This is a genomic window from Kitasatospora sp. NBC_01302 (assembly GCF_035976515.1).
Lineage (GTDB): Bacteria > Actinomycetota > Actinomycetes > Streptomycetales > Streptomycetaceae > Kitasatospora.
This window is the reverse complement of record NZ_CP108404.1, coordinates 4,524,188-4,544,536: the sequence shown is the minus strand read 5'-3', so window position 1 is coordinate 4,544,536 and position 20,349 is coordinate 4,524,188. Positions and strand designations below refer to the sequence as shown.

The following is a 20,349-nucleotide window of genomic DNA, read 5'->3' as shown; positions in this document are numbered from 1 at the left end:
TCCCGCGTCGAGCGCAGCACTACGGATGTAGTGACGAATGACTACACCCGTAGTACCGTCGGTCCCATGACGCAATCCCCTGAGCGGTACGCGGCCGTCGTCGGCGCCGGCATCGGCGGCCTGGCCGCGGCGCTCGCCCTGTCCCGACGCGGCTGGCGGGTCACCGTGCACGAGCGCGCCGCCACCCTCGACCCGGTCGGCTCCGGCCTGAGCGTGGCCCCCAACGCGCTGCGCGCCCTGGACCAGCTCGGTCTCGGCGACCGGATCAGGGCGCACGCCGCGGCCCAGGGCGAGGCGGCCCTGCGCCGCCCGTCCGGCCGTCGGCTGGCCCGCACCAGCACCGAGGGCTTCGCCCGCGCCTACGGCGATCCGATCGTCGTGCTGCACCGCGCGGAGCTGGTCGCGGCCCTGGCCGACCGGCTGCCCGCCGGCGCACTGCGCACCGGCGGTGCGGTCCGCCTCGCCGACCCGGGCGACGCCCACCGCCCCGCCGTGCTGGAGACCCCCGACGGCCCGCTGACCGCCGACCTGGTGGTGGCCGCCGACGGCCTGCGCTCGGCCACCCGCGGGCAGCTCTTCCCCGACCACCCCGGCCCGCGCTACGCGGGCTGCACCAGCTGGCGCACGATCGTCCCGCGGCCGGCCAGGACCGGGCTGCCGCTCGGCGAGACCTGGGGCCGCGGCGCGCTGGTCGGTACCGTCCCGCTCGCCGAGGACCGCCTCTACCTCTACGCCGCGGCCTGGACCCCGCCCGGCGGCCGGGCGCCCGACGGCGACGAGCGCGCCGAACTGCTGCGCCGCTTCGGCGGCTGGTTCGCCCCGCTGCCCGTGCTGCTCGCCGCCGCCGACCCGGCCGCGGTGCTGCGCAACGACGTCTGGGAGCTGGCCGACCCGCTGCCGGCCTTCCACCGCGGCCGGGTCGCCCTGCTCGGCGACGCGGCCCACGCGATGACGCCGTTCCAGGGCCAGGGCGCCTGCCAGGCCGTCGAGGACGCCGTCGTCCTCGCCCACCACCTGGCCGGCCCCGGGCCCGTGGCAGCGGCCCTGGCCCGCTACGGCGCCGACCGGCTGCCCCGCACCACCCGGGTGGCCGCCCGCTCCCGCCAGGTGGCCCGGCTGATCGCGCTGCGCACCCCGCTCGCGGTCGCCGCCCGCGACGCCCTGCTCGCCCTCGGCGGCCTGCTTCCGGACGGCGCCGTGGTCCGCGCCGCCGCCCCGATGCTCGACTGGCGGCCGCCCACGGCCGATGGTGCCGCCCGCGGCATTTGAGCTGATCGTCTCATTCGGCCGGGAGCTGCTGACAGCCACCGCGCGCGGGGGCCAGAATCGGCAGCGGGCCATCCGGCTACCAGTCGGTAGCAAGCGCGGTGGCCGACAGCCAGGCAGCCCGGTCAAGGAGGACCCCGCGTGTTCAGCACCATGCAGGACGTACCGCTCACCGTCGCCCGGATCCTGAGCCATGGCGCGACGGTCAACGGCCGGGCCACCGTGACCACCTGGACCGGGAACGGGCCCGAGGTGCGGACCTTCGCCGAGGTCGGCGCCCGCGCGGCCCAGCTCGCCTACGCGCTGCGCGACGAGCTCGGCGTCACCCCGGAGCGCCTGGTCGCGAGTCTGATGTGGAACAACGCCGACCACCTGGAGGCCTACCTCGCCGTCCCGGCCATGGGTTCGGTGCTGCACACCCTCAACCTGCGGCTGCCGCCTGCGCAGTTGGCGTTCATCATCAACCACGCCGCCGACCACGCGATCATCGTGAGCGGCAGCGTGCTCCCGCTGCTGGCCGGCGTGCTGCCGCAGTTGGCGCCCACCCTCAAGCACATCGTGGTCAGCGGCGCGGGCGACCGCTCGCTGCTGGCCGACTTCGCCGGCACCGTGCACGAGTACGAGGAGCTGATCGCGGGCCGCCCCACCGAGTACGCGTGGCAGGAGGAGCTGGACGAGCGCAGCCCGGCGATGATCTGCTACACCTCCGGCACCACCGGCGACCCCAAGGGCGTGGTCTACAGCCACCGTTCGATCTACCTGCACTGCCTGCAGGTCAACTCGGCGGCCACCTTCGCCCTCACCTCGCGGGACATCGCGCTGCCCGTGGTGCCGATGTTCCACGTCGGCGCCTGGGGCATCCCGCACGCCGCCTTCATGTCCGGCGCGAGCCTGCTGATGCCGGACCGCTTCCTGCAGCCGCAGCCGCTGGCCACCATGATCGACGAGATCCGACCCACCGTCAGCGCCGCCGTGCCGACCATCTGGAACGGCCTGCTGGACGAGCTCGACCACCCGATCGACCGTCAGACTCCGTACCACACACAGTCGTTGCGGCAGGTGGTGATCGGCGGCTCGGCCTGCCCGCCCGCCCTGATGCGCGCCTTCCAGGAGCGGCACGGCATCCGGGTGGTGCACGCCTGGGGCATGACCGAGACCTCGCCGCTGGGCACCTACGCCCTGCCGCCGGCCGGTCTGAGCGAGGACGAGGAGTGGGCCTACCGGGTCACCCAGGGCGTCTTCCCGGCCTCCGTGCAGGCGCGGCTGACCGGCCCGGGCGGCGAGCGGATGCCGCACGACGGCGTCGCGGCCGGCGAGCTGGAGGTGCGCGGCCCCTGGATCGCGGGTGCCTACTACGGTGGCGCCGACCGTGAACCCGAGCGCCCCGAGGACAAGTTCACCGAGGACGGCTGGCTGCGCACCGGTGACGTCGGCACCATCACGCCGGACGGCTTCCTCACCCTCACCGACCGGGCCAAGGACGTCATCAAGTCCGGCGGCGAGTGGATCTCCTCCGTCGAGCTGGAGAACCACCTGATGGCGCACCCGGAGGTGGCCGAGGCCGCCGTGGTCGCCGTCCCGGACGAGAGGTGGGGCGAGCGCCCGCTGGCCACCGTGGTGCTGCGCCCGGACGCCACCGTCGACCTGCGCGGCCTGCGGGCCTTCCTGGCGGAGCGGATCGCCTCCTGGCAACTGCCCGAGTGCTGGGCGCTGGTGGCCTCGGTGCCGAAGACCTCGGTGGGCAAGTTCGACAAGAAGGTGATCCGCGCCGCCTATGCCGCCGACGAGTTGACCGTCACGCTGCTCGGCAAGGAGTGAGCCTGACGCTCCGTCAGGGCTGCGCCGGGCCGCACAGGGCCCGGCGCATCGCCAGCCGCGGCCAGCGGTCCAGGCCGTGTGCCGCCTCCCGGGCGCGGATCTCCCGCAGCCCGGGGCCGAGTTCCGACTCGGCCAGCGGCAGGAACCCGCAGCGGGCGTAGTACGGCGCGTTCCACGGCACCTCGGCGAAGGTGGTGAGGGTCAGCGCGGGCGCGCCCTGCGCGGCGGCCAGCGCGGCGAGGTGGTCCAGCAGCGCGCGCCCGACGCCGCGGCGCGCGTGGTCGGGGTGCACCGAGACCTGCTCGACGTGGAGGTTGCCGTCCACCGGCTCGGCGAGCAGGTAGGCGGCCGGCCCGCCGGTCGCGGGATCGACGGCGACCCAGGCCAGCTCCGCACGCCGGTAGCGGGCGAGTTCGTCCAGCGGCAGCGGCTCGTCCCCGGCGATCTCGGGCATGCCGACCTCGTGGAAGCAGCGTCCGGCGGCGAGTTCGAGCTCCTGCAGGGCGGTCAGTTCGTCCGGGCGGACCAGGCGGATGATCATCCGGCCATTCTGCCCGTCCGCCCGTTCACCGACCGGCTCTTTTCCGCCCGTCACCCGGCGGTGGTGACCTCGCCCAGCGAGCCGATCCGCCCGAGCAGGTCCACGATCCGCGCCTGCACGTCGGCGCTGGTCGAGCGCTCCGCCAGGAAGAGCACCGTCTCACCGGTGCGCAGCCGGGGCAGCTCGGCCGGATCGAGGTCCACCGAGGTGTAGACGACCAGGGGCGTGCGGTGCAGCCGGTCGTTGGCGCGCAGCCAGTCCAGCAGCCCGAGCCGGCGGCGGCGGATCTGCAGCAGGTCCATCACCACCAGGTTCGGCTGGACGCTGCTGGCCTTGGAGACCGCGTCGTTCTCCGAGACCGCGTGCTCGACGTGCATCCCGCGCCGCTCCAGGCTGCTGGTCAGGGCGGCGGCGATGTCCGGGTCGCCCTCGACCAGCAGCACCCGGGCGGCGTGGTTCTCGCTGTCCCGCGGGGCCAGCGCCCGCAGCAGGACCGCCGGATCGGCGCCGTAGGCGGCGTCCCGGGTGGCCTGGCCGAGCCCGGCGGTGACCAGCACCGGCACCCGGCTGTTGAGTGCGGCGGTGCGCAGCGACTGCAGCGCGGTGCGGGTGATCGGCCCGGTCAGCGGGTCGACGAAGAGCGCGGCCGGGTAGGCGGCGACCTGGGCGTCCACCTCCTCGCGGGAGCGGACTATCACCGGGCGGTAGCCGCGCTCCTGGAGTGCCTGCTTGGTGGACGGGTCGGGCTCGGGCCAGACCAGCAGCCGGCGCGGGCGGCCGTCGACCGCCGGGCTGACCATGGTCGGGTAGTCCGGGTACTCGGGCACCCGCGGCGCGCCGCCGCCCGGCCCCGCGACCGGGTCGTCCTCGCCGGAGAGCCGGGGCAGGCTGCTGTCGGCGTCCGGCCCGCCGTGCGAGGGCGCCTGGTCCACCGCCCGGGGCAGCTCGGCGACCGCGCGCGGCGCGGTCCGCGGCTCGGCCTGTGCCGGCACCGCCACCTCGCCGGGCTGGGCCGGGAACGCGGCCGGGAAGGCGCTCGCGAACCCGGTGGGACGCGGCGGCGCCAGCTCGCCCAGCCCGCTGCCCACCGGCACCTGCTGGGGTGCGGGCGGCTCGTCGCCGGCGGCCGGCGGTGCGCTCGGCACTGGCGGCAGCGCGAGCGCGCCACCGGACCCGGCGGACGACTGCTGATCGGCCGGCCGCCCCGACTCCAGCGCGAACGGGCCGCCCTCCGGCTGCGGGTGCTGCGCCGCGCCGGGGATGCCGAGCCGGCGCCGGCGCCCGGTGGGCTGCTCGGCCGGTACCGCGGGCTCGGCCGGCGGCTGGCTGGGCACGGCCGGCAGCGCGTGCTCCAGGCCGGGGTACAGGGGAGTGCCGGGCTCGGGCACTCCCGGCAGCGCGAGGGCGGCCGGCGGCTGCTCGCCCGGCGTGCCCTGCGCGGGCAGCGCCCGGCGCCGCCGGGACGGCTGACCCGGGATGGCGGCCGCGCCCGCCTCGGTGGGCCGTCCCTGGGGCGAGGGCTCGCCCTGGGCGGCGTCCGGGGCCTGCGGGCCGCCGGTCCCCGGACCGAGCGCGAACGGGGCGCGGGATGGCGGCCGCTGTTCGGCGTCGGCCGCCTGGTCGCCGGTCCCGGCGCCCAGTGCGATCGGGCCGCGCTCGGTGCCGCGGTCCCGCGCTGACCCGGGGTCAGCCGATCCGCTCCGGCCACCGGGCGAGGCCGTGCCCGCCCGCGCCGTGCCCTCGCCGTCGGGCGCCGCACCGGCCGGGCGCGGAGCCGGCTCGGGACCGCCCGCCATGCCCGGCAGGTCCGGCAGCACGGCCGTGTCCGTCTCCCGCGGCACCTGACGCCCGCCGTTGGTCGCCGCGCGCGCCGCCGCGGCCCGCGCCGCCGCCGCGTCGAGCGGCAGCTCCACGACGTACGTGGTGCCCGCGTGGTTGGGCAGTTCGTGCGGCTGGAGCACCCCGCCGTGCCGCTCCACCAGCCCGCGGGCGATCGGCACGTGGACCTTGCTGCCGCCCCGCCCGGGGCCGCGCACCTCGATCCGGGCCACGTCGCCGCGTTGGGCCGCCGCGAGCACCACCATCGGGGCCTGAGCACCGCCGGTGCCGGGGCCGTCCGCCAGTGCCGTGCCGCTCACGTCCGCCACCAGGTGCGCGAGCGCCTGGGTCAGCCGCTCGTGGTCGGCGGTCACCTCCACGGGGGCGGCGTGCACCGAGAAGCGCAGCTTGCCGGGGCCGACCAGCCGGCCCGCGTACTCGACCGCGCCGGACACCAGCTTGTCGAGCGTGGTCTGCCCGCGGTTGAGCGCCTCGGCGCCCTCGCGCGTCTCGCTCTGGCCGTCGCGGCCCTCCCGGCCCTCGTGCGGCTCGGCGCCGCCCGCCGCCTCGCGCTCGTAGCGCTGGTGGGTGAGCACGCCGTCGATCAGCAGGCCGAACCGGCGGCAGTCGTCGGACAGGGCGCGCAGCATCCAGTTGGCCTCGGGCCACAGCTGCCCCGCCGGGTCGCCGGCCAGCGCGTCGATCCGCTCGCGCAGCGCCGTGAGGGCGCCGCTGACCTCGGTCTCCAGGACGGCGGTCAGGTGGTCGGCGCGCGCGGTCAGCGCCAGTTCCCTGGTCCGGTCGGTGAAGGTCATCACCGCGCCGACCAGCTGGTCGCCGTCGCGCACCGGAGCCGTCGTCAGGTCGACGGTGACCGGGCGGCCGTCCTTGCGCCAGAGCGTGGCCCCGCGCACCCGGTGCTTGCGGCCCGAGGTGAGGGTGTCGAGCAGCGCCGACTCCTCGGCGGCCAGCGGGGTGCCGTCCGCGCGCGAGTGCTGGACCAGCGGGTGCAGTTCGCGGCCGCCCAGCTCGCTGGCCCGGAAGTCCAGGATGTGCGCGGCGGCCGGATTGACCAGGACGACCCGGCCCTCCAGGTCGACGCCGAGCACGCCCTCCGCGGCCGCCCGCAGGATCATCTCGGTCTGCTTGTGCTGACGGCGCAGCTCCGCCTCCACGCCGAGCCGGCCGGAGAGGTCGCGGACCAGGAGCAGCAGCAGGTCGCTCGGGCTGGAGGCGCCGCGCGAGCCGCGGTCCCGGTACGGGTCGTACGGGACGACCGGGGCGAACGCGTAGCCGCGGCCCTCGCTGCCGTCCTCGTTGGCGAAGTCGTTGCCGGACACCTCGACCGGGAAGGTGCTGCCGTCGGTGCGGCGCGCGGTCATCCGCACCGGCTTGTCGGCGTCGTCCTGGTCGCGCGGAGCGGGCCGCATCGACCCGGGGATCCGGCTGGGGTCGAAGTCGGGGAGCAGGTCGAGCACGCCCATCCCGACCAGGGAGGTGCCGGGGGTCTGCAGGCTGCGCACGGCGGCGTGGTTCGCGTCCACCACGGTGCCGTTGCTGTTCACCAGCAGCAGCGCGTCGGGGAGCGCGTCGAGTATCGCGGCGAGGCGAGCAGCGCCTCGGATCGGCCTGCTGCTCACGTCGACAGGTCTCCTCACGACTTACGACTTGCGGTTCGCGACTCTCGCTCGCGGACCGGGCTGCCTCCCGGGGGTTGGAGTATCCCATTGTTTTTGCCGAGAGGACGACCTGCCTAGTAACGTAACCAGTGGTTGGTGCCGGAGCCCCGAGCTGTGGCATCATCACTGGCACGCGGACCGCATCGGTGACGATGGGGCCCGGGTGGATGGAGGCTTCGCCTAGTCCGGTCTATGGCGCCGCACTGCTAATGCGGTTTGGGTCTTAAAGCCCATCGAGGGTTCAAATCCCTCAGCCTCCGCCAGATCGAGAGCCCCGCCGACTTCGGTCGGCGGGGCTCTCGTCGTTCCGGGCCGAGCGGCACAGACCGGCCCGGACCCACCGGGATCAATCGATTTCACCCCAGGTCGGCGTTCATGTAATGTTGTCCCCGCACCGCCCCGCAGGCCAGTCCGGCAGGGCGAGCGCTCATAGCTCAACGGATAGAGCACTTGACTACGGATCAAGAGGTTGCAGGTTCGAATCCTGCTGAGCGCACCGCGAAGACGAGGCCCCAGGCTCCGGCAGGGGGCCTCGTCGCTTGCGAAGTGCGCGACGGTCAAGCCGGTGCCATGCATCGGGTAGGCTGTCGGAGTACACCGCAGGGGAGTTCCGATTCCCCTGAGGGCGCTCATAGCTCAACGGATAGAGCACTTGACTACGGATCAAGAGGTTGCAGGTTCGAATCCTGCTGAGCGCACCACCTGATCGAAGGCCCCTCCTCGGAGGGGCCTTCGTCGTTGTGGGCCGCTGCGGCTGACCGGGTGGTTCCCGGGGGTACCGCGTGGGTGGCGAGGGTGACGGGGCGTTAGATCGTGATTCCTTTTTGTCACATCGTGTGCACAGGAGGGTCTCATGCCCGGGAGATCGCCACGGAACAGCCGCCCCGGCCGTCCCCACCGGCACCGGAGTGCTCCGCCGGCCCGCCGCCGCAGCGTGGTGGTCGCGGCGGCCCTGGCGTTCGGGCTCACCGTCGGGTGGCTGCCGACCGCATCGCAGGCCCAGCAGTCGCCGGACTCCTGGTCGGGTGACCAGCGCGCCGTGCTGCGCTCCGGTCTGACCGTCGACCTGGACTTCGCCGCCGACCCCGGTGTCACCGCGTACCCGGCCGCCGGGCGGCTGGACGAGCGCACCGCGGCGTCCTACGTCGACGGGGTCCGCCCCGGTGCGCCCGCCGAGACCGTCCGGTTCGGCCAGGACCGTCCCGAGGCGGACGGCGCCTGGCGCACCCTCGGCACGCTGCAGCTCAGCTTCTCCCGCCCGGTGCGCAACCCCCGGCTGCACGTCAGCGGCCTGGCCGGGGTCGCGAGCGGACCGGGCGGCCGGACCAGCTCCGCCATCCGGCTGAGCGTCACCGGCGGCAGCCCCGGTGGCCCGGCGCTCACCGGCCGCTCGCCCTGGAACGGCTGGACGGTGGGCGGCGGCGTGCTCGGCCCCGGCACCGCCGACGGATCGGGCGACGCGAGCGCCGACCCGGCCGGCAGCCTCGAACTCGACGGCACCTTCGACACCGCGGTCCTGCGGGTCGACCGGCGCGACACCGCCGACCCCGGCAGCACCACCGCACCCCCGGACCTGCGCCAGGCGTTCACGGTCACCCTGGACGAGACGCTGGGCAGCGCGCCGACCCGGTACGGCAACGCCTCGCACGTGGTCTCCGACCTCTTCCTCGGCAGCGACGCGCTGGGCGCGGCGCCCGCGGCCCCCCTCGCCCAGCGCGGCGGCGGGCTCGAACCGGCGCCGCCCGAGCTCCAGCCGGGCCGGGTCGACCACGTCGCCAACGACCCCGCGATCAGCTTCCCGCAGGACGCGGCGATCGGTGGCTACTACGACCTGACGGTGCCGGTCAGCCCCGGGCCGAGCGGTGCGACACTGGCCGGCTGGATCGACTTCGACGGCGACGGCCGGTTCGACGCCACCGAGCGGGCCCAGGTCGAGGTCCAGCCCGGGGCGAGCAGCGCCACCCTGGAGTGGATCGTGCCGCCGGACGTGGCCGCCGGTGACACCTGGGCCCGGCTGCGGATCGCCCGTGACCCGGCCCAGGTGGTGGCGGCCGACGGTTTCGCGGACGCCGGCGAGGTCGAGGACCAGGCGATCCGGCTCTCGGTGGGCGCGGCCACGCCCGAGATCACCAGCCCGCTGCCGGGCGCGACGGTCAGCGAGGTGCGACCGCGGTTCGCCGGCGACCGCGGCGTGCCGGGCGCCACCGTGGCCGTCCAGGAGGACGGGGCGACGCTCTGCCAGGCCACCGTGGACGAGGACGGCGGCTGGAGCTGCCGGGCCGCCGGCGCGCTCGCCCCGGGTGCGCACACCGTGCGGCCGGCCGAGACCACCAGCGGCGGCGTGCTGCGGACCGGCGACCCGGTGCGGATCACCGTGAACACCACGCCGCCCACCGCCCCGGTCTTCACGCTGCCCGGGTACACCAACGACCCGGGGCTGCTGCTGACCGGTACGGGCGGGCCGGGCAGCACCGTCTCCGTGACGGAGGGGAGCCCGGCCGCCGAACTGTGCCGCACGGCGGTGAAGGCGGACCGGAGCTGGTCCTGCCTGCCGGTGGAGGAACTGGCCGAGGGGCCGCACCTGCTGACGGCCACCGCGGTGGACCCGGCCGGCAACCGCGCCGCGGGGCACCCGACCACGCTGATCGTGCGCACCGTGCCGCCGGCCAAGCCGGTGATCAGCTCCCCGGGGCCCGGCGAGGTGCTGCACCTGGTCCGTCCGCGTCTGACGGGCCGGGGCGAGACCGGTACGACGGTGACGGTGCTGGCCGGGCGGGACGGCGCGCTCTGCTCGGCGGTCGCGGCGGTGGACGGGAGCTGGGCCTGCAACGCGCTGCGGGACCTGCGCGAGGGCGAGCAGCTGCTGACGCCGACCGCGACGGACCGGGCGGGCAACACGACGACGGGTGACCCGGTGCGGGTGCGGGTGGTGAACGCGGCGGCAGTGGCCGCGACACCGGGGGTGGTCACCCCGAGCGCGAGCGCGGGTGTGATCACGGGGGCGGGGGCAGGCGCCAGCGCGGGTGCGAGCACCAGCGCGGGTGCCGCTGCGAGTGCGAGTGCGAGCGCCGGCCCGAGTGCGAGCGCCGGCCCGAGTGCGAGCGCCACACCTCAGAAGTCGGCCTCGCCGACTTCCGCGCCCAGCCCCGCCGCCGCCTCCGGCAGCGGCCTGCTCGCCCCGCCGCCCGCTGCCGAGCCGCGCGCCGCCCGGCACACCGCGCTCAGCAGCTGGCGGGCGGCGAGCTGCGGGGTGCTGCTGATCCTCGCCGGGATGACCTTGATCACCAGACGGGTGCTGGCCCGCGGGCCGGGCAGCCGGCGCCGCTGACGGGGGTGCGCGACCTCGGCCGACGGAGTGTCAGGAAAAACCGACACGCCATCGGCCAAATGTCGCATTTGCTGACTTATGTACTTAACCTGACTCCGCGTGACACATCGAGCCTGAGGAATCCTGCATGGACGCCCCCCGCGACCCCGCCCGCCGCACCCTCGCCGGGGCGACCCCACTGCTGAAGAAGAGGGCCACGGTCGGCCCCCCGGCGGAGCCCGCGACCGAGGCGCTGCCGCTGCCGCTCCCGGCTCCGGCCGCTCCGGCCCAGGTCCCACCGCCGGCCGACCGTCCACAGCTTGTGGACAGCCGCGCCGAGATCGCCGCCCGCCGTCCCCCGAAGGCGGACCCGGAGCTGCGCGAGCGGGAGGCGCTCGCGCTGCCGGGGTGGGTGGCGCTGGCCGCCCTGTTGCTGGCGCTGGTCTCGATCGCGCTGGTGCTGGCGCAGGCGGGGCTGATCCCGCACTTCGCCGACGAGCTGCCCGACCTGCGCAGCGAGGCCGTCCAGGAGACCGGCGGGCCGGTGGTGACCGGGTGGGCCCTTTCGGCCGTGACGGTCGGCGCCGCCGTCGCGCTGTACGCGCTGGCGGGGCTGCTGGCCAACGCGGGCGGCGAGACCAGGGTGCTCAGCCGCTGGGGCCGCTACCGGGGAACGGTGCGCCGCACCGGGCTGCTCTGGGTCAACCCGCTGCTGCGCCGCCGCCGGGTGGACGTCCGGCTGCGGCACTGGCGCAGCGAGGCGGTCCAGGTGACGGACCGTACGGGGACCCCGATCGTGGTCCGGCTGCTGGTGGTCTGGCGGATCAAGGACACGGCGCGCGCGGTGTTCGCGGTCGGCGACCACGAGGAGTACCTGCGCGAGCAGATCCACGCCGTGCTCACCCGCACCGCGAGCACGCTGCCCTGCGACAGCGACGCGGCACCGGGACCGGCGCTGCGCGACGGCCAGTGGTTCGCCGACGAGCTCAGCCGCGCGCTGGCCGCCGAGGCCGCTCCGGCCGGTCTGGAGGTCTACTCGGCGCAGCCGCTCGCCCTGGAGTACGCGCCGGAGGTGGCCGACTCGATGCGCCGTCGCCGGCTGGCCGAGCTCGATGCGGGGCTGCGCACGGTGCTGGTGGACGACGCGGTGGAGGCCGCGGCCCTCGCGGTGCGGCGCCTGGAGCGGGCCACCGCCCATGAGCTGGACGTGGCGGCGCGCAGCGCCCTGATGGAGCAGCTCCTGGTGGCGTTCGTGGCCCCGGCCGGTGTGCCGAGCGGGCTGCCCGCCACCGTCCCGGCGCCGGCCGGCGCCGGCGCGCTGACGAAGAACGGCAAGGCCGGCCAGGAAGGAAAGCGCGCATGAGGATAGCCACCGACCCGGCTCTGATCCGCTTCGACGAGCAACTCGGCGAGGTGCCGGCGGCGGTGCGGTGCGGATGCCCGCCCTGCACCGCCGCGTCGGGTTCGCGGGAGCTGCTGCGCCGCAGCCGCGCCGCCGCCCGGGCGGGCCGAATACCGCAGCTGGGTCTGACGGTCCGGGGGGCCTGCCTGGCCACCAGCGTCCTCGCCGGGGCCGGCGTGCTGGGGCTCGGCGCGGCGGCCGGGACGGCCAGCGCGGAGCCGGCGCCGAGCGGTCCGGGGTGGGACGGCTCGAAGTACTGGTTCAAGAACGCTGCGGGGGAGTGGCGCTACACCCGCCACTACGACGTCTATCTGAGCCGCACCGGCGGTGGCGGTTCCGGCGGCGGTTCCGGCGGTGGCGCCGGTGCGGATGCCGACGGGATGCGTCAGGGGTGGGACGGGTCGGTGTACTGGTTCAAGAACGCGGCAGGGGAGTGGCGCTACACCAGTCACTACGACGTCTATCTGAGCCGCACCGGCGGCGGCGACGGGACCGGCGGCCCGGCCACGCCGACCGGCACGCCCAGCACCCCCGCGAGCAGCACCGCCGGCACCGAGCCCGCCGTCGCCTACGCGCTCGCCCAGCTCGGCAAGCCCTACGTCTGGGGCGGCAACGGCCCGGCCGGCTACGACTGCTCGGGCCTGGTGCAGCAGGCCTACCGCCGCGCGGGGATCGAGCTGCCCCGGGTGGCCGACGACCAGTACGCGGCCACCACCCCGATCAGCTCGGGCCAGCTGCGGCGCGGCGACCTGATCTTCTGGTCGGACAGCGGCCGTCCCTCGGGCATCCACCACGTCGCGATCTACCTGGGCGACGGGAGCTACGTCGAGGCCCCGCGTCCGGGCAAGAAGGTGCGCGTCTCGACCCTCAACGCCGGCTACTACCCGACGCAGATGGGCCGCCCCTCCTGAGTGGCGCCCGGCGGCCGTCGTTGTCCACAGGCGGTGGACAACGACGGCCGCGCGGGGCTCAGGCGGAGGCGGCGTCCAGCAGGTCCAGCTCCTCGGTGGTCAGCTGCAGGGTGGTGGCGGCCAGCAGCGGGGCGAGCTGCTCGACGGTGCGGGCGCTGGCGATGGGCGCGGCGACGGTGGGCTGGGCGGTGAGCCAGGCCATCGCGATGGTGGCGGGCTCGACCTGGTGGGCGGCGGCGACGGTGTCCACCGCGGTGAGCACCCGCACGGCGCGCGGGTCCGCCAGGTAGCGGGCGGCGCCCTCGGCCCGGGCACTGGGCACGCTCGGGCCGCCCGGGCGGTACTTGCCGGTGAGGAAGCCGGCCGCCAACGCGAAGTACGGGACGGCGGAGAGGCCGTGCTCGGCCACCACGGCGGCCAGCTCGCCCTCGTAGGTGCCGCGGGAGACCAGGTTGTAGTGCGGCTGGACGGCGACGTACGCGGCCAGGCCCTCCTGCTCGGAGAAGGCGAGCGAGGCGGCCAGGCGTTCGGCACTGAGGTTGGAGGCCGCGATCTCGCGGACCTTGCCCTCCCGCACCAGCTCGTCCAGCGCGCCGATGATCTCGGCGACCGGGACGTCGGGGTCGTCGCGGTGGGTGTAGAGCAGGTCGATCCGCTCGATGCCGAGCCGGCGCAGCGAGGCCTCGGTGGCCGAGCGGATGTTCGCGGCGCTCAGGCCCAGTGCCTCGGGGTGCTGGCCGACCTTGGTGGCCACCAGGATCTGCTCGCGGTTGCCGCGCGAGCGCAGCCAGTTGCCGAGGACGGTCTCGGACTCGCCGCCCTGGTTGCCCGGCGCCCAGGCCGAGTAGAAGTCGGCGGTGTCGACGAAGTTGCCGCCGGCCGCCGCGTAGGCGTCCAGCACGGCGAAGGACTGGGCCTCGTCCGCGGTCCAGCCGAAGACGTTGCCGCCGAGCGAGAACGGGAAGACGGTCAGCGAGGAGCGGCCGAGCGGGACGGCGGCGGCTGTCTGGGGAAAGTCGGTCATGCCCGTGGACAACGAGCGGTGGGCGGCGGCCATTCCGGGGCGAGCGCCGTGCCGGGCGGGCGACGCGCTCGGCCGGCAGGGGTCCGGACTGTGCTGGGTGGGGCCGGATTGGTTAGAGTCCCATGCCATGGCTGAGAACTATGAAGACCCTGCCGGCAGCACCCAGATGTTCCGGGCTTTTGTGGAGACGCCGGCGGCCCAGGCCCCCAGCAACGTCTCCGTGCACCGCAGCGGCGGTGGCCGTAACGGCGTGATCGTCCTGGGGGCGATCGTGGCGCTCGTGGTGGTCGTCGCGGTGGTCTGGCTCGCCGTCAAGTGACGTGACCGACCCGGTTCGCTCAGGTCGCGTGGCGCAGCAAGGCCGTCAGCACGGCTGGCGCCACGCGTCCAGTTCCAGGTGCTTCTCCATCGAGCTGAACCGCAGCCGGTTCGACTGCGCGCAGAACTGACTGGTCGGCACGCTGTACTCGACGTGCAGCACCGCCTTGTCCTGCTGGATGAACGGCGTCAGTTCGTCGCACTCCTGGTACTGCGCGCACTGCTCGTCGATGGCGAAGTCGAAGGAGTCGACGAGCTGGGGCACCTGGTCGACGTCGTTCTTCAACGCCACGCCGAGGCCCAGGCCGTGGGCCAGTTGGGCGACCATCTTGTTGTAGGCGATCTGGTCGTCGGCGGTGACCGGGAAGCCCGAGTTGTTCTGGTAGGCGTCCAGCAGGTCGGGTTCGATGGCGTCGAAGCCCTTGTCCTTGCACATCTGGAAGCGCTTGGCGAGCAGCGGGCGCAGCACGTCGATCTGGCGGATGTCGAACCAGTTCTCGCCCTTCCAGCCGTCGCCCGAGCCGCGCACCGAGCTGGGGAAGGCGGCGGCGTCGGGGCGGAAGCTCTCCCAGGCGCCCGCGTTGACGTAGCAGATCACCTTGCGGCCCTTGGCGTGCAGCGAGGCGACCACGGATGCGTCGTTCTCGAAGCCGTCGATGTCGTACACCGGGACGTCGACGGACTGGTCGACGGTGCCGCTGAGTTGCCACTGCCAGGGGGTGCCGGGGGTCGGGTGCCAGTAGGCCTGGCCCGTGCCGCCGGTGGAGCCGGACGGCGTGGGGGACGCCGGACCCGACGGTGACGCCGAGCCGGACGGTGACGCCGAGCCCGGACCGGAGGCGCCGGCGGAGGGCGGGCCCGAAGCGGCCGGCGATCCGGTGGCGGACGGGAGAGCCGACGGAGACGATGGTGAACTCGCGCCCCCGCTGGGAGAGTTGGCCGCCGAGGTGGCCGGACCCGGCTCCGGCTGGTCGGAGTCGTCACCGCCGTCGCTGGCGCAGGCGCTCACCAGCATCGCGGTGGTCAGGGTCAGGGCCGCCAGCAGGGCGGTGCTACGACGGGTCACAGTGGGCACTCCGAGGGCTTCGGCGTCGACGGTGGAGTGGCGGGGTTCCCCGTGGCGGCGGGTGGTGCGGTGGTGCGTGGTCCGACGACGGCGAACGGCCGGGCCGGTGGCGCGAGCCCGTGCGGCAGCGTCGCCCAGGGGTTGTCGCCGCTCCCGGACACCGTGCAGCCGACGCCGGCCCGGCGGGAGGCGATCAGCGCGCCCGCCGCCTCGGCGGCCTCGGCGGGGACCTGGTACACCAGGTGGCAGAACCGCTCGGCCGGATGGTGTCCGGTCCACAGCGGCAGCGCCAAGGCGTCGTACTCCGTCCAGCTGCCCTCGAAGGTGACCAGCAGATCACCCAACTCGGGTTCGGCGAAGGAGGGTTCGGGGTGCACGCCGTGTCCGAGGACGATCGTCGTGCAGCCGGCCGCGCGGGCCGCGGTGGCGAGTCTGCGGTAGTGCGCCAGGGCTGCCGGGTGGCCGGCGGCCTGGTCGAAGTAGACCCCGCTGGTGGCGTACCACTGACGGAAGGTCAGCAGGTCGGCCACCACCTCGCCGTGCGGGCGCGCGCCGTAGGCGGTGTCCACGTAGCCGAGCAGCGGGATGCCGGCCTCGGTCAGGTCGGCCGCCGCCTGTTCGAAGGCGGGGTCGGGGGCCGGCCCCGGCCCGTCCGCGATGTTGAGCACGACGGCGCGCACGGTGTCGGGGCCGGCAGCCGCGACCGCCTGCCAGGCCGCCGGGTCCACCGCGGGGTGGACGTACAGCGGCACCAGCAGGCGGGCGGCGGGAGTGCTGGTCATCGGCTGCCGGCCACCAACTGGTCGGCGCTGCCCGGACCGGGCGCCGGGGCCGGTCCCCGGACGTCCGACCACAGGTCGCGCAAGCTCTGCTCCAGCGGGATCCGGGGCCGCCAGTCGAGCGCGCGCTCGGCGGCGCCGATGTCGGCCTGGTGCCAGGAGACGGTGGCCGAGCGGGCCGAGCCGGCACCGCTCTCCTCGATCCGGCCGGTGAAGCCGGCCGCCGCGACCAGCCCGTCGGCGATCGCCCGCACCGGGCGGGCCCGGCCACCGGCGATGTTGAGGATCCGGGGCAGCGGTGCGGTGGCCAGTACGGCGGCCACCACGGCGGCGGCGACATCGCGGGCGTCCACGAAGTCACGGTACGCGGACAGGTCGCCGACCGTCACCACGCCGCCCGGGTCGGCCGCGAGTTCGGCGGCCAGCCGGCCGGGCAGCGAGGCGGCGGGGGAGCCGGGGCCGACCGGGTTGAAGATCCGCAGCACCACCGCGTCCAGTGCGGACCCGGTCACCGCCAGGGTGCCGGCCAGCTTGGTCACGCCGTAGATCCCGGTGGGGCTCGGCTGGTCCGTTTCGGCCAGCGAGGTGCCGTCCCGGCCCGGACCGTACTCGCCGCCCGACCCGAGGTGGATCAACCTGGCGGTGGGGCAGCTGAGTTCGAGGGCCTCGGCGAGGACCGCCGGACCCCGGGCGTTGACCTCGCTCTGGTGGCGGGCGCTGCCGGACACCGCCCCGGCGCAGTTGACCACCACGGAGGGGGCGAGCTCGGCCAGATCGGCTGCCAGTGACTCGACCTGACTATTCGTCAGATCAAGGCGCAGATCGTGGTCGGGCCGGCGTCCCGCGGTGGCCAGTTCGGCTGCGGGCAGCGCCCGCAGCGCGGTGGCGGCGTGCCGGCCGAGGAAGCCGTTGCCGCCGAGCAGCAGGATCCTCACGCGGCCCGCCCTTCGGCGCCGACCCGGGCCGGTTCGGCCGCGGGCACCGACTCGACACCGGGCGGCGTCTGGAGCGGCAGCTCGGGCAACTGCTCGCCCAGCGCCCGCTCGGTGCGGTCGTCGCGCAGCAGCAGCGAGCGGCGGGCGGCGAACTCGGCGTTCGCCCGGTCGTAGTCGTCCGGCCGGCCGATGTCCAGCCAGTAACCGTTGAACTCGTAGGCGGCCGGCGGGGTCTGGGCGGCCAGCAGGTCGAGGACCAGCTCGTCGAAGCCGAGCGGGAGTCCGGGGGTGTAGTTGGACAGCGCGGTCCGCGAGACGCCGTAGACGCCCATCGAGACGCGGTAGTCCATGCTCGGCTTCTCGCGGAAGGCGGTGATGCTGCCCTGCTCGGTGGTCAGCACGCCGAAGTCGATCTTCACCTCGCGGGCGTAGGTCGCGATGGTCAGCGGTGCGCCGGCCTCCTCGTGGTGCCGCAGCACCCCGGCGAAGTCCAGGTCGGTGAGGATGTCGCCGTTCATCACCAGGAAGTTCTCGGGCAGCCGGTCGAGCATGGTGAGCAGCGGGCCCATGGTGCCGAGCGGGGTGTCCTCGACGGCGTAGCCGACCCGCAGGCCCCACTGCGAGCCGTTGCCGACGTAGGCGCGGATGATGTGCCCCAGGTGCCCGATGGCGAGGGTCACGGTCGTGAAGCCGGCGGCGGCCAGCTGCCGCATCACGATTTCCAGAATGGCGTGCTGGTCGCCGATCGGCACCAGCGGCTTGGGCAGGGCGGTGGTGTAGGGCCGAAGCCGAACGCCCTTGCCCCCGGCCAGAATCACTGCGTGCATGGTGGTCTCCCCCAGGAAGTCGAGGTGGACGTGCTCAGACGAGTCGACGTGGACGGGTTCAGACGTTGTAGATGTCGGTCTTGTAGCGGGCCAGGTTGGCCGGGTCGCGGAAGAACGCGATGGTCTTCTCCAGGCCCGCCTGCAGGGAGTGCGCGGGCGCCCAGCCGGTGGCGGCGCGCAGCCGGCTCGCGTCGGCGACCAGGCGCATCACCTCGGAGTTGGCCGGCCGCAGCCGCTGGGTGTCCTCCCGGACCGTCAGCTCGACCTCCATCAGCTTGCCGACCAGGGTGACCAGGTCGCCGACCGAGATCTCGCCGCCGGTACCGGCGTTGAAGGTGCGCCCGACCACGGCCTCGGCCGACGCGGTGCCCACCGCGTGGAACGCGGCGGCGGTGTCCTTGACGAACAGGAAGTCGCGGGTGGGGCGCAGGTCGCCCAGGGTGATCTCGCGGGCCCCGGCGGCGATCTGGGCGATCACGGTGGGGATCACCGCGCGCATCGACTGGCGCGGTCCGAAGGTGTTGAACGGCCGCAGGGTCACCACCTGGGTGTCGAAGCTGGCGTGGTAGGCGTCCGCGAGCCGGTCACCGCCCGCCTTCGAGGCCGAGTACGGGGACTGGGTGTTGATCGGGTGGTCCTCGGTGATCGGTACGGTCTGCGCGGTTCCGTAGGTCTCGCTGGTGGAGGTGTGCACCATCCGCGGGATGTCCAGGTGGCGCACCGCCTCCAGCACGTTGAGGGTGCCGTTGACGTTGGTGTCGATGTAGGAGTGCGGAGCCTGGTACGAGTACGGGATGGCGATCAGCGCGGCCAGGTGGTACACCGCCTCGGTGCCCTTGACCAGGCCGGTCACCGATCCGGGGTCGCGGACGTCACCGAGCACGATCTCCACGGAGTCCAACACGTCCGCGTCCAGGGTCTCCAGCCAGCCGAAGGAGGAGAAGGAGTTGTACTGGACCATGGCCTTCACCCGGTGCCCGTGGGCGACCAGGTGCTCGACCAGGTGCGAGCCGATGAAACCCTCGGCCCCGGTGACTGCGACAGTGTTCATCTGGGAGAACTGCCCTCTCTGAGTGGTGGGATGGCGCATTGGCGGTGCTGGTGCAGCGGTGCTGTTCAGCGGTGCCGGGTGGTGCGGCCGAGGACGATCACGGCCAGCGGTATCAGCAGCACGGCGGCTGCTCCGCAGCCGTACAACTGGAGTTCCTGCGGGTCGCCGCCGCTCAGCAGGGCGAGGACCTCGTACCCGGCCGCCGCGAGGCAGAGGCCGGCGGTGCGCCAGGCGACCGAGAGGGCCTGCAGCAGCAGCGCCGTCCACAGGGCGGCGGCGAGCAGCAGCAGGTCGGTCAGCTGGGTCGTACCGATCGGGGGTGTGTGCGCCCACAGCGCGTCGGCGCCCAGGGCCAGTGCGGTCACGAAGGCCAGGTAGCCGAGCAGGCAGCAGGCGAGCACCAGCGCGGTGCGCCGGCGGAAGGCGGCGGGGCTGGCGCTGGTGCGCAGCGCTGCGGTGGCCAGGCTGCGGTAGCGGTAGAGCAGCCACTCGGCCAGGCCCAGGCTCAGGGTGAGCGCCACCAGGCAGGGCCCGGTGGCCGAGGGCGCCGGCGCTGGGCCGGCGGGCCGGAGCGCGTGGTGCAGGGTGGGACCCAGCCCGGCGAGCATGGTCAGCGTGCCGACCGCCAGGCCGAACAGCCCGGCGGAGCCGGTGAGGTGCCAGGCCGGACCGCTGCGCCGGCCGCCGCCGGGCTGCGCCAGGCAGAGCCGCAGCTGCCAGCCGGCCAGGCCGAGCGTGCCGGCCAGGGTGGCGAGCAGGATCGCCACCCTGACCCAGGTGGGCAGCCGGACCTCCAGGACCACCACGGCGCCGACGGTGGAGGGGGCCAGCGCGGCCAGCAGCAGCCGCTCCTTGCCGAGCACCAGCAGCGCGGTCGCCGCACCCAGGTAGCCGGACTGCCCGATGGTGAAGAGCAGCGCGGCCAGCGGCCCGCCCAGTACCCAGCCGGTGCCCGCCGCGAGTGCGGCACCGACCGGCGCGCCCAGTGCCAGCGCCCGGGCGGCCGAGCGGCGCTCGCCCAGGCTCAGCCAGCCGTAGGCGCGGTACGCCAGTGCCTGGTTGAAGGCCCAGCTGAGCAGCGTGGCGGCGGCGAGCGCGGCCATGCCCGAGGGCAGGCCGAAGCGCAGCCGGTGGGTGCTGAAGAAGTCGGCGCCGAGCAGGTAGCCGAGACCGGGCAGCGCGAAGACCAGGCCGCGCACCAGGCAGCGCCACGGATCGGCCCGCCAGGGGTCGGCGCTGGCCGGCGCCGGTCCCGGGTAGCGGCGGGCGACCTTGTCGAACAGGTCCTCGGCCAGGGTGAAGGAGTCGGGACGGCCGTAGACCAGCGCGGCCTGCTCGTCGGTCAGACCGTCCGACTCCAGGAACGCGGCGATCTCGTACGGGTGGACGGCGTCGGCGCACAACTCGGCGAGCCGCTCGGCGAGTTCGTCCAGCGGGTCGGGCGAGACATCGGGGCGCGGCTGGTCGGCGGGGCGGCGGCGCGGCAGGGTGCGCAGCCGCATCGTCTCCTCGGCCCAGCCCGGGGTCCCCTCATCGGGGACAAGCCTCAGGGGGCCACTCATGCGTCCACCTCGCTGCGCTCGGCAGCCACTGAGCGGAACACGCCG

At 74.8% G+C, this 20,349-nt stretch carries 14 protein-coding genes, 3 tRNA genes and 1 pseudogene; 9 read left to right on the top strand and 9 right to left on the bottom strand.

Annotation, left to right across the window (positions count from 1 at the left end; genetic code table 11):
- Window positions 1-66 precede the first annotated feature (66 nt).
- Both OG294_RS19545 and OG294_RS19540 read left to right on the top strand, forming a co-directional pair.
- Window positions 67-1,269, top strand: coding sequence for an FAD-dependent monooxygenase (locus OG294_RS19545; protein ID WP_327067793.1), 1,203 nt, complete (start codon window positions 67-69; stop codon window positions 1,267-1,269).
- 138 nt (window positions 1,270-1,407) lie between these two features.
- Entirely contained in the window at window positions 1,408-3,084 is a 1,677-nt protein-coding gene (locus OG294_RS19540; protein WP_327067792.1) for a long-chain fatty acid--CoA ligase, read from the top strand.
- A 13-nt stretch (window positions 3,085-3,097) separates the two neighbouring features.
- Here OG294_RS19540 and OG294_RS19535 read toward each other — a convergent pair whose 3' ends face one another.
- Window positions 3,098-3,625, bottom strand: coding sequence for a GNAT family N-acetyltransferase (locus tag OG294_RS19535; RefSeq protein ID WP_327067791.1), 528 nt, complete (start codon window positions 3,623-3,625; stop codon window positions 3,098-3,100).
- 50 nt (window positions 3,626-3,675) lie between these two features.
- Window positions 3,676-7,083: a PAS domain-containing protein gene (locus OG294_RS19530; protein ID WP_327067790.1), complete on the bottom strand. Its 3,408-nt coding sequence runs from the start codon at window positions 7,081-7,083 to the stop codon at window positions 3,676-3,678.
- 208 nt (window positions 7,084-7,291) lie between these two features.
- On the opposite strand from OG294_RS19530, the gene OG294_RS19525 reads away from it, so the two are divergent.
- The 6 genes from OG294_RS19525 to OG294_RS19500 all read left to right on the top strand — a co-directional run bounded on the left by OG294_RS19525 (window position 7,292) and on the right by OG294_RS19500 (window position 12,742).
- Window positions 7,292-7,385 (top strand) — tRNA-Ser (locus OG294_RS19525).
- Between the two features lie 160 nt (window positions 7,386-7,545).
- A tRNA-Arg gene (locus OG294_RS19520) sits at window positions 7,546-7,618 on the top strand.
- Window positions 7,619-7,747: 129 nt separating this feature from the next.
- A tRNA-Arg gene (locus OG294_RS19515) sits at window positions 7,748-7,823 on the top strand.
- 152 nt (window positions 7,824-7,975) lie between these two features.
- Window positions 7,976-10,450 carry an Ig-like domain-containing protein gene (locus OG294_RS19510; RefSeq protein ID WP_327067789.1) on the top strand — a complete coding sequence of 825 codons (2,475 nt, stop codon included), beginning with the start codon at window positions 7,976-7,978 and terminating at the stop codon, window positions 10,448-10,450.
- Window positions 10,451-10,577: 127 nt separating this feature from the next.
- Window positions 10,578-11,792 (top strand): SPFH domain-containing protein, encoded by a 1,215-nt coding sequence (locus tag OG294_RS19505; protein WP_327067788.1) that lies wholly within the window; start codon window positions 10,578-10,580, stop codon window positions 11,790-11,792.
- On the top strand, window positions 11,789-12,742 hold the full coding sequence (locus tag OG294_RS19500; protein WP_327067787.1) for a C40 family peptidase: 954 nt from the start codon (window positions 11,789-11,791) through the stop codon (window positions 12,740-12,742). Before OG294_RS19505 ends, OG294_RS19500 begins: the two co-directional genes overlap by 4 nt.
- 58 nt (window positions 12,743-12,800) lie before the next feature.
- Here the strand turns inward: OG294_RS19500 and OG294_RS19495 are convergent, their stop codons facing one another.
- Window positions 12,801-13,766, bottom strand: a complete 966-nt coding sequence (locus OG294_RS19495; RefSeq protein ID WP_327067786.1) for an aldo/keto reductase — start codon at window positions 13,764-13,766, stop codon at window positions 12,801-12,803.
- A gap of 127 nt (window positions 13,767-13,893) precedes the next feature.
- Between OG294_RS19495 and OG294_RS19490 the strand changes: the two genes are divergently transcribed.
- The gene (locus tag OG294_RS19490) at window positions 13,894-14,085 is read left to right on the top strand and encodes a hypothetical protein (protein WP_327067785.1); all 192 of its coding nucleotides are present in this window, start codon (window positions 13,894-13,896) and stop codon (window positions 14,083-14,085) included.
- 45 nt (window positions 14,086-14,130) lie between these two features.
- On the opposite strand, the gene OG294_RS19485 is transcribed toward OG294_RS19490, so the two are convergent.
- The 6 genes and pseudogenes from OG294_RS19485 to OG294_RS19460 all read right to left on the bottom strand — a co-directional run bounded on the left by OG294_RS19485 (window position 14,131) and on the right by OG294_RS19460 (window position 20,304).
- Entirely contained in the window at window positions 14,131-15,150 is a 1,020-nt protein-coding gene (locus OG294_RS19485; protein ID WP_327067784.1) for an endo alpha-1,4 polygalactosaminidase, read from the bottom strand.
- Entirely contained in the window at window positions 15,147-15,932 is a 786-nt protein-coding gene (locus OG294_RS19480) for a spherulation-specific family 4 protein (protein WP_327067783.1), read from the bottom strand. Before OG294_RS19480 ends, OG294_RS19485 begins: the two co-directional genes overlap by 4 nt.
- Window positions 15,929-16,864 carry an NAD-dependent epimerase/dehydratase family protein gene (locus OG294_RS19475; RefSeq protein WP_327067782.1) on the bottom strand — a complete coding sequence of 312 codons (936 nt, stop codon included), beginning with the start codon at window positions 16,862-16,864 and terminating at the stop codon, window positions 15,929-15,931. Before OG294_RS19475 ends, OG294_RS19480 begins: the two co-directional genes overlap by 4 nt.
- Window positions 16,865-16,986: 122 nt before the next feature.
- Window positions 16,987-17,691: pseudogene (locus OG294_RS19470) on the bottom strand (nucleotidyltransferase family protein); the annotation flags it as partial.
- A gap of 58 nt (window positions 17,692-17,749) precedes the next feature.
- Window positions 17,750-18,742 carry an SDR family NAD(P)-dependent oxidoreductase gene (locus OG294_RS19465; RefSeq protein ID WP_327067781.1) on the bottom strand — a complete coding sequence of 331 codons (993 nt, stop codon included), beginning with the start codon at window positions 18,740-18,742 and terminating at the stop codon, window positions 17,750-17,752.
- A 65-nt stretch (window positions 18,743-18,807) separates the two neighbouring features.
- A complete protein-coding gene (locus OG294_RS19460) occupies window positions 18,808-20,304 on the bottom strand; it encodes a hypothetical protein (RefSeq protein WP_327067780.1) in 1,497 nt (498 codons plus the stop codon).
- Window positions 20,305-20,349: the final 45 nt, after the last annotated feature.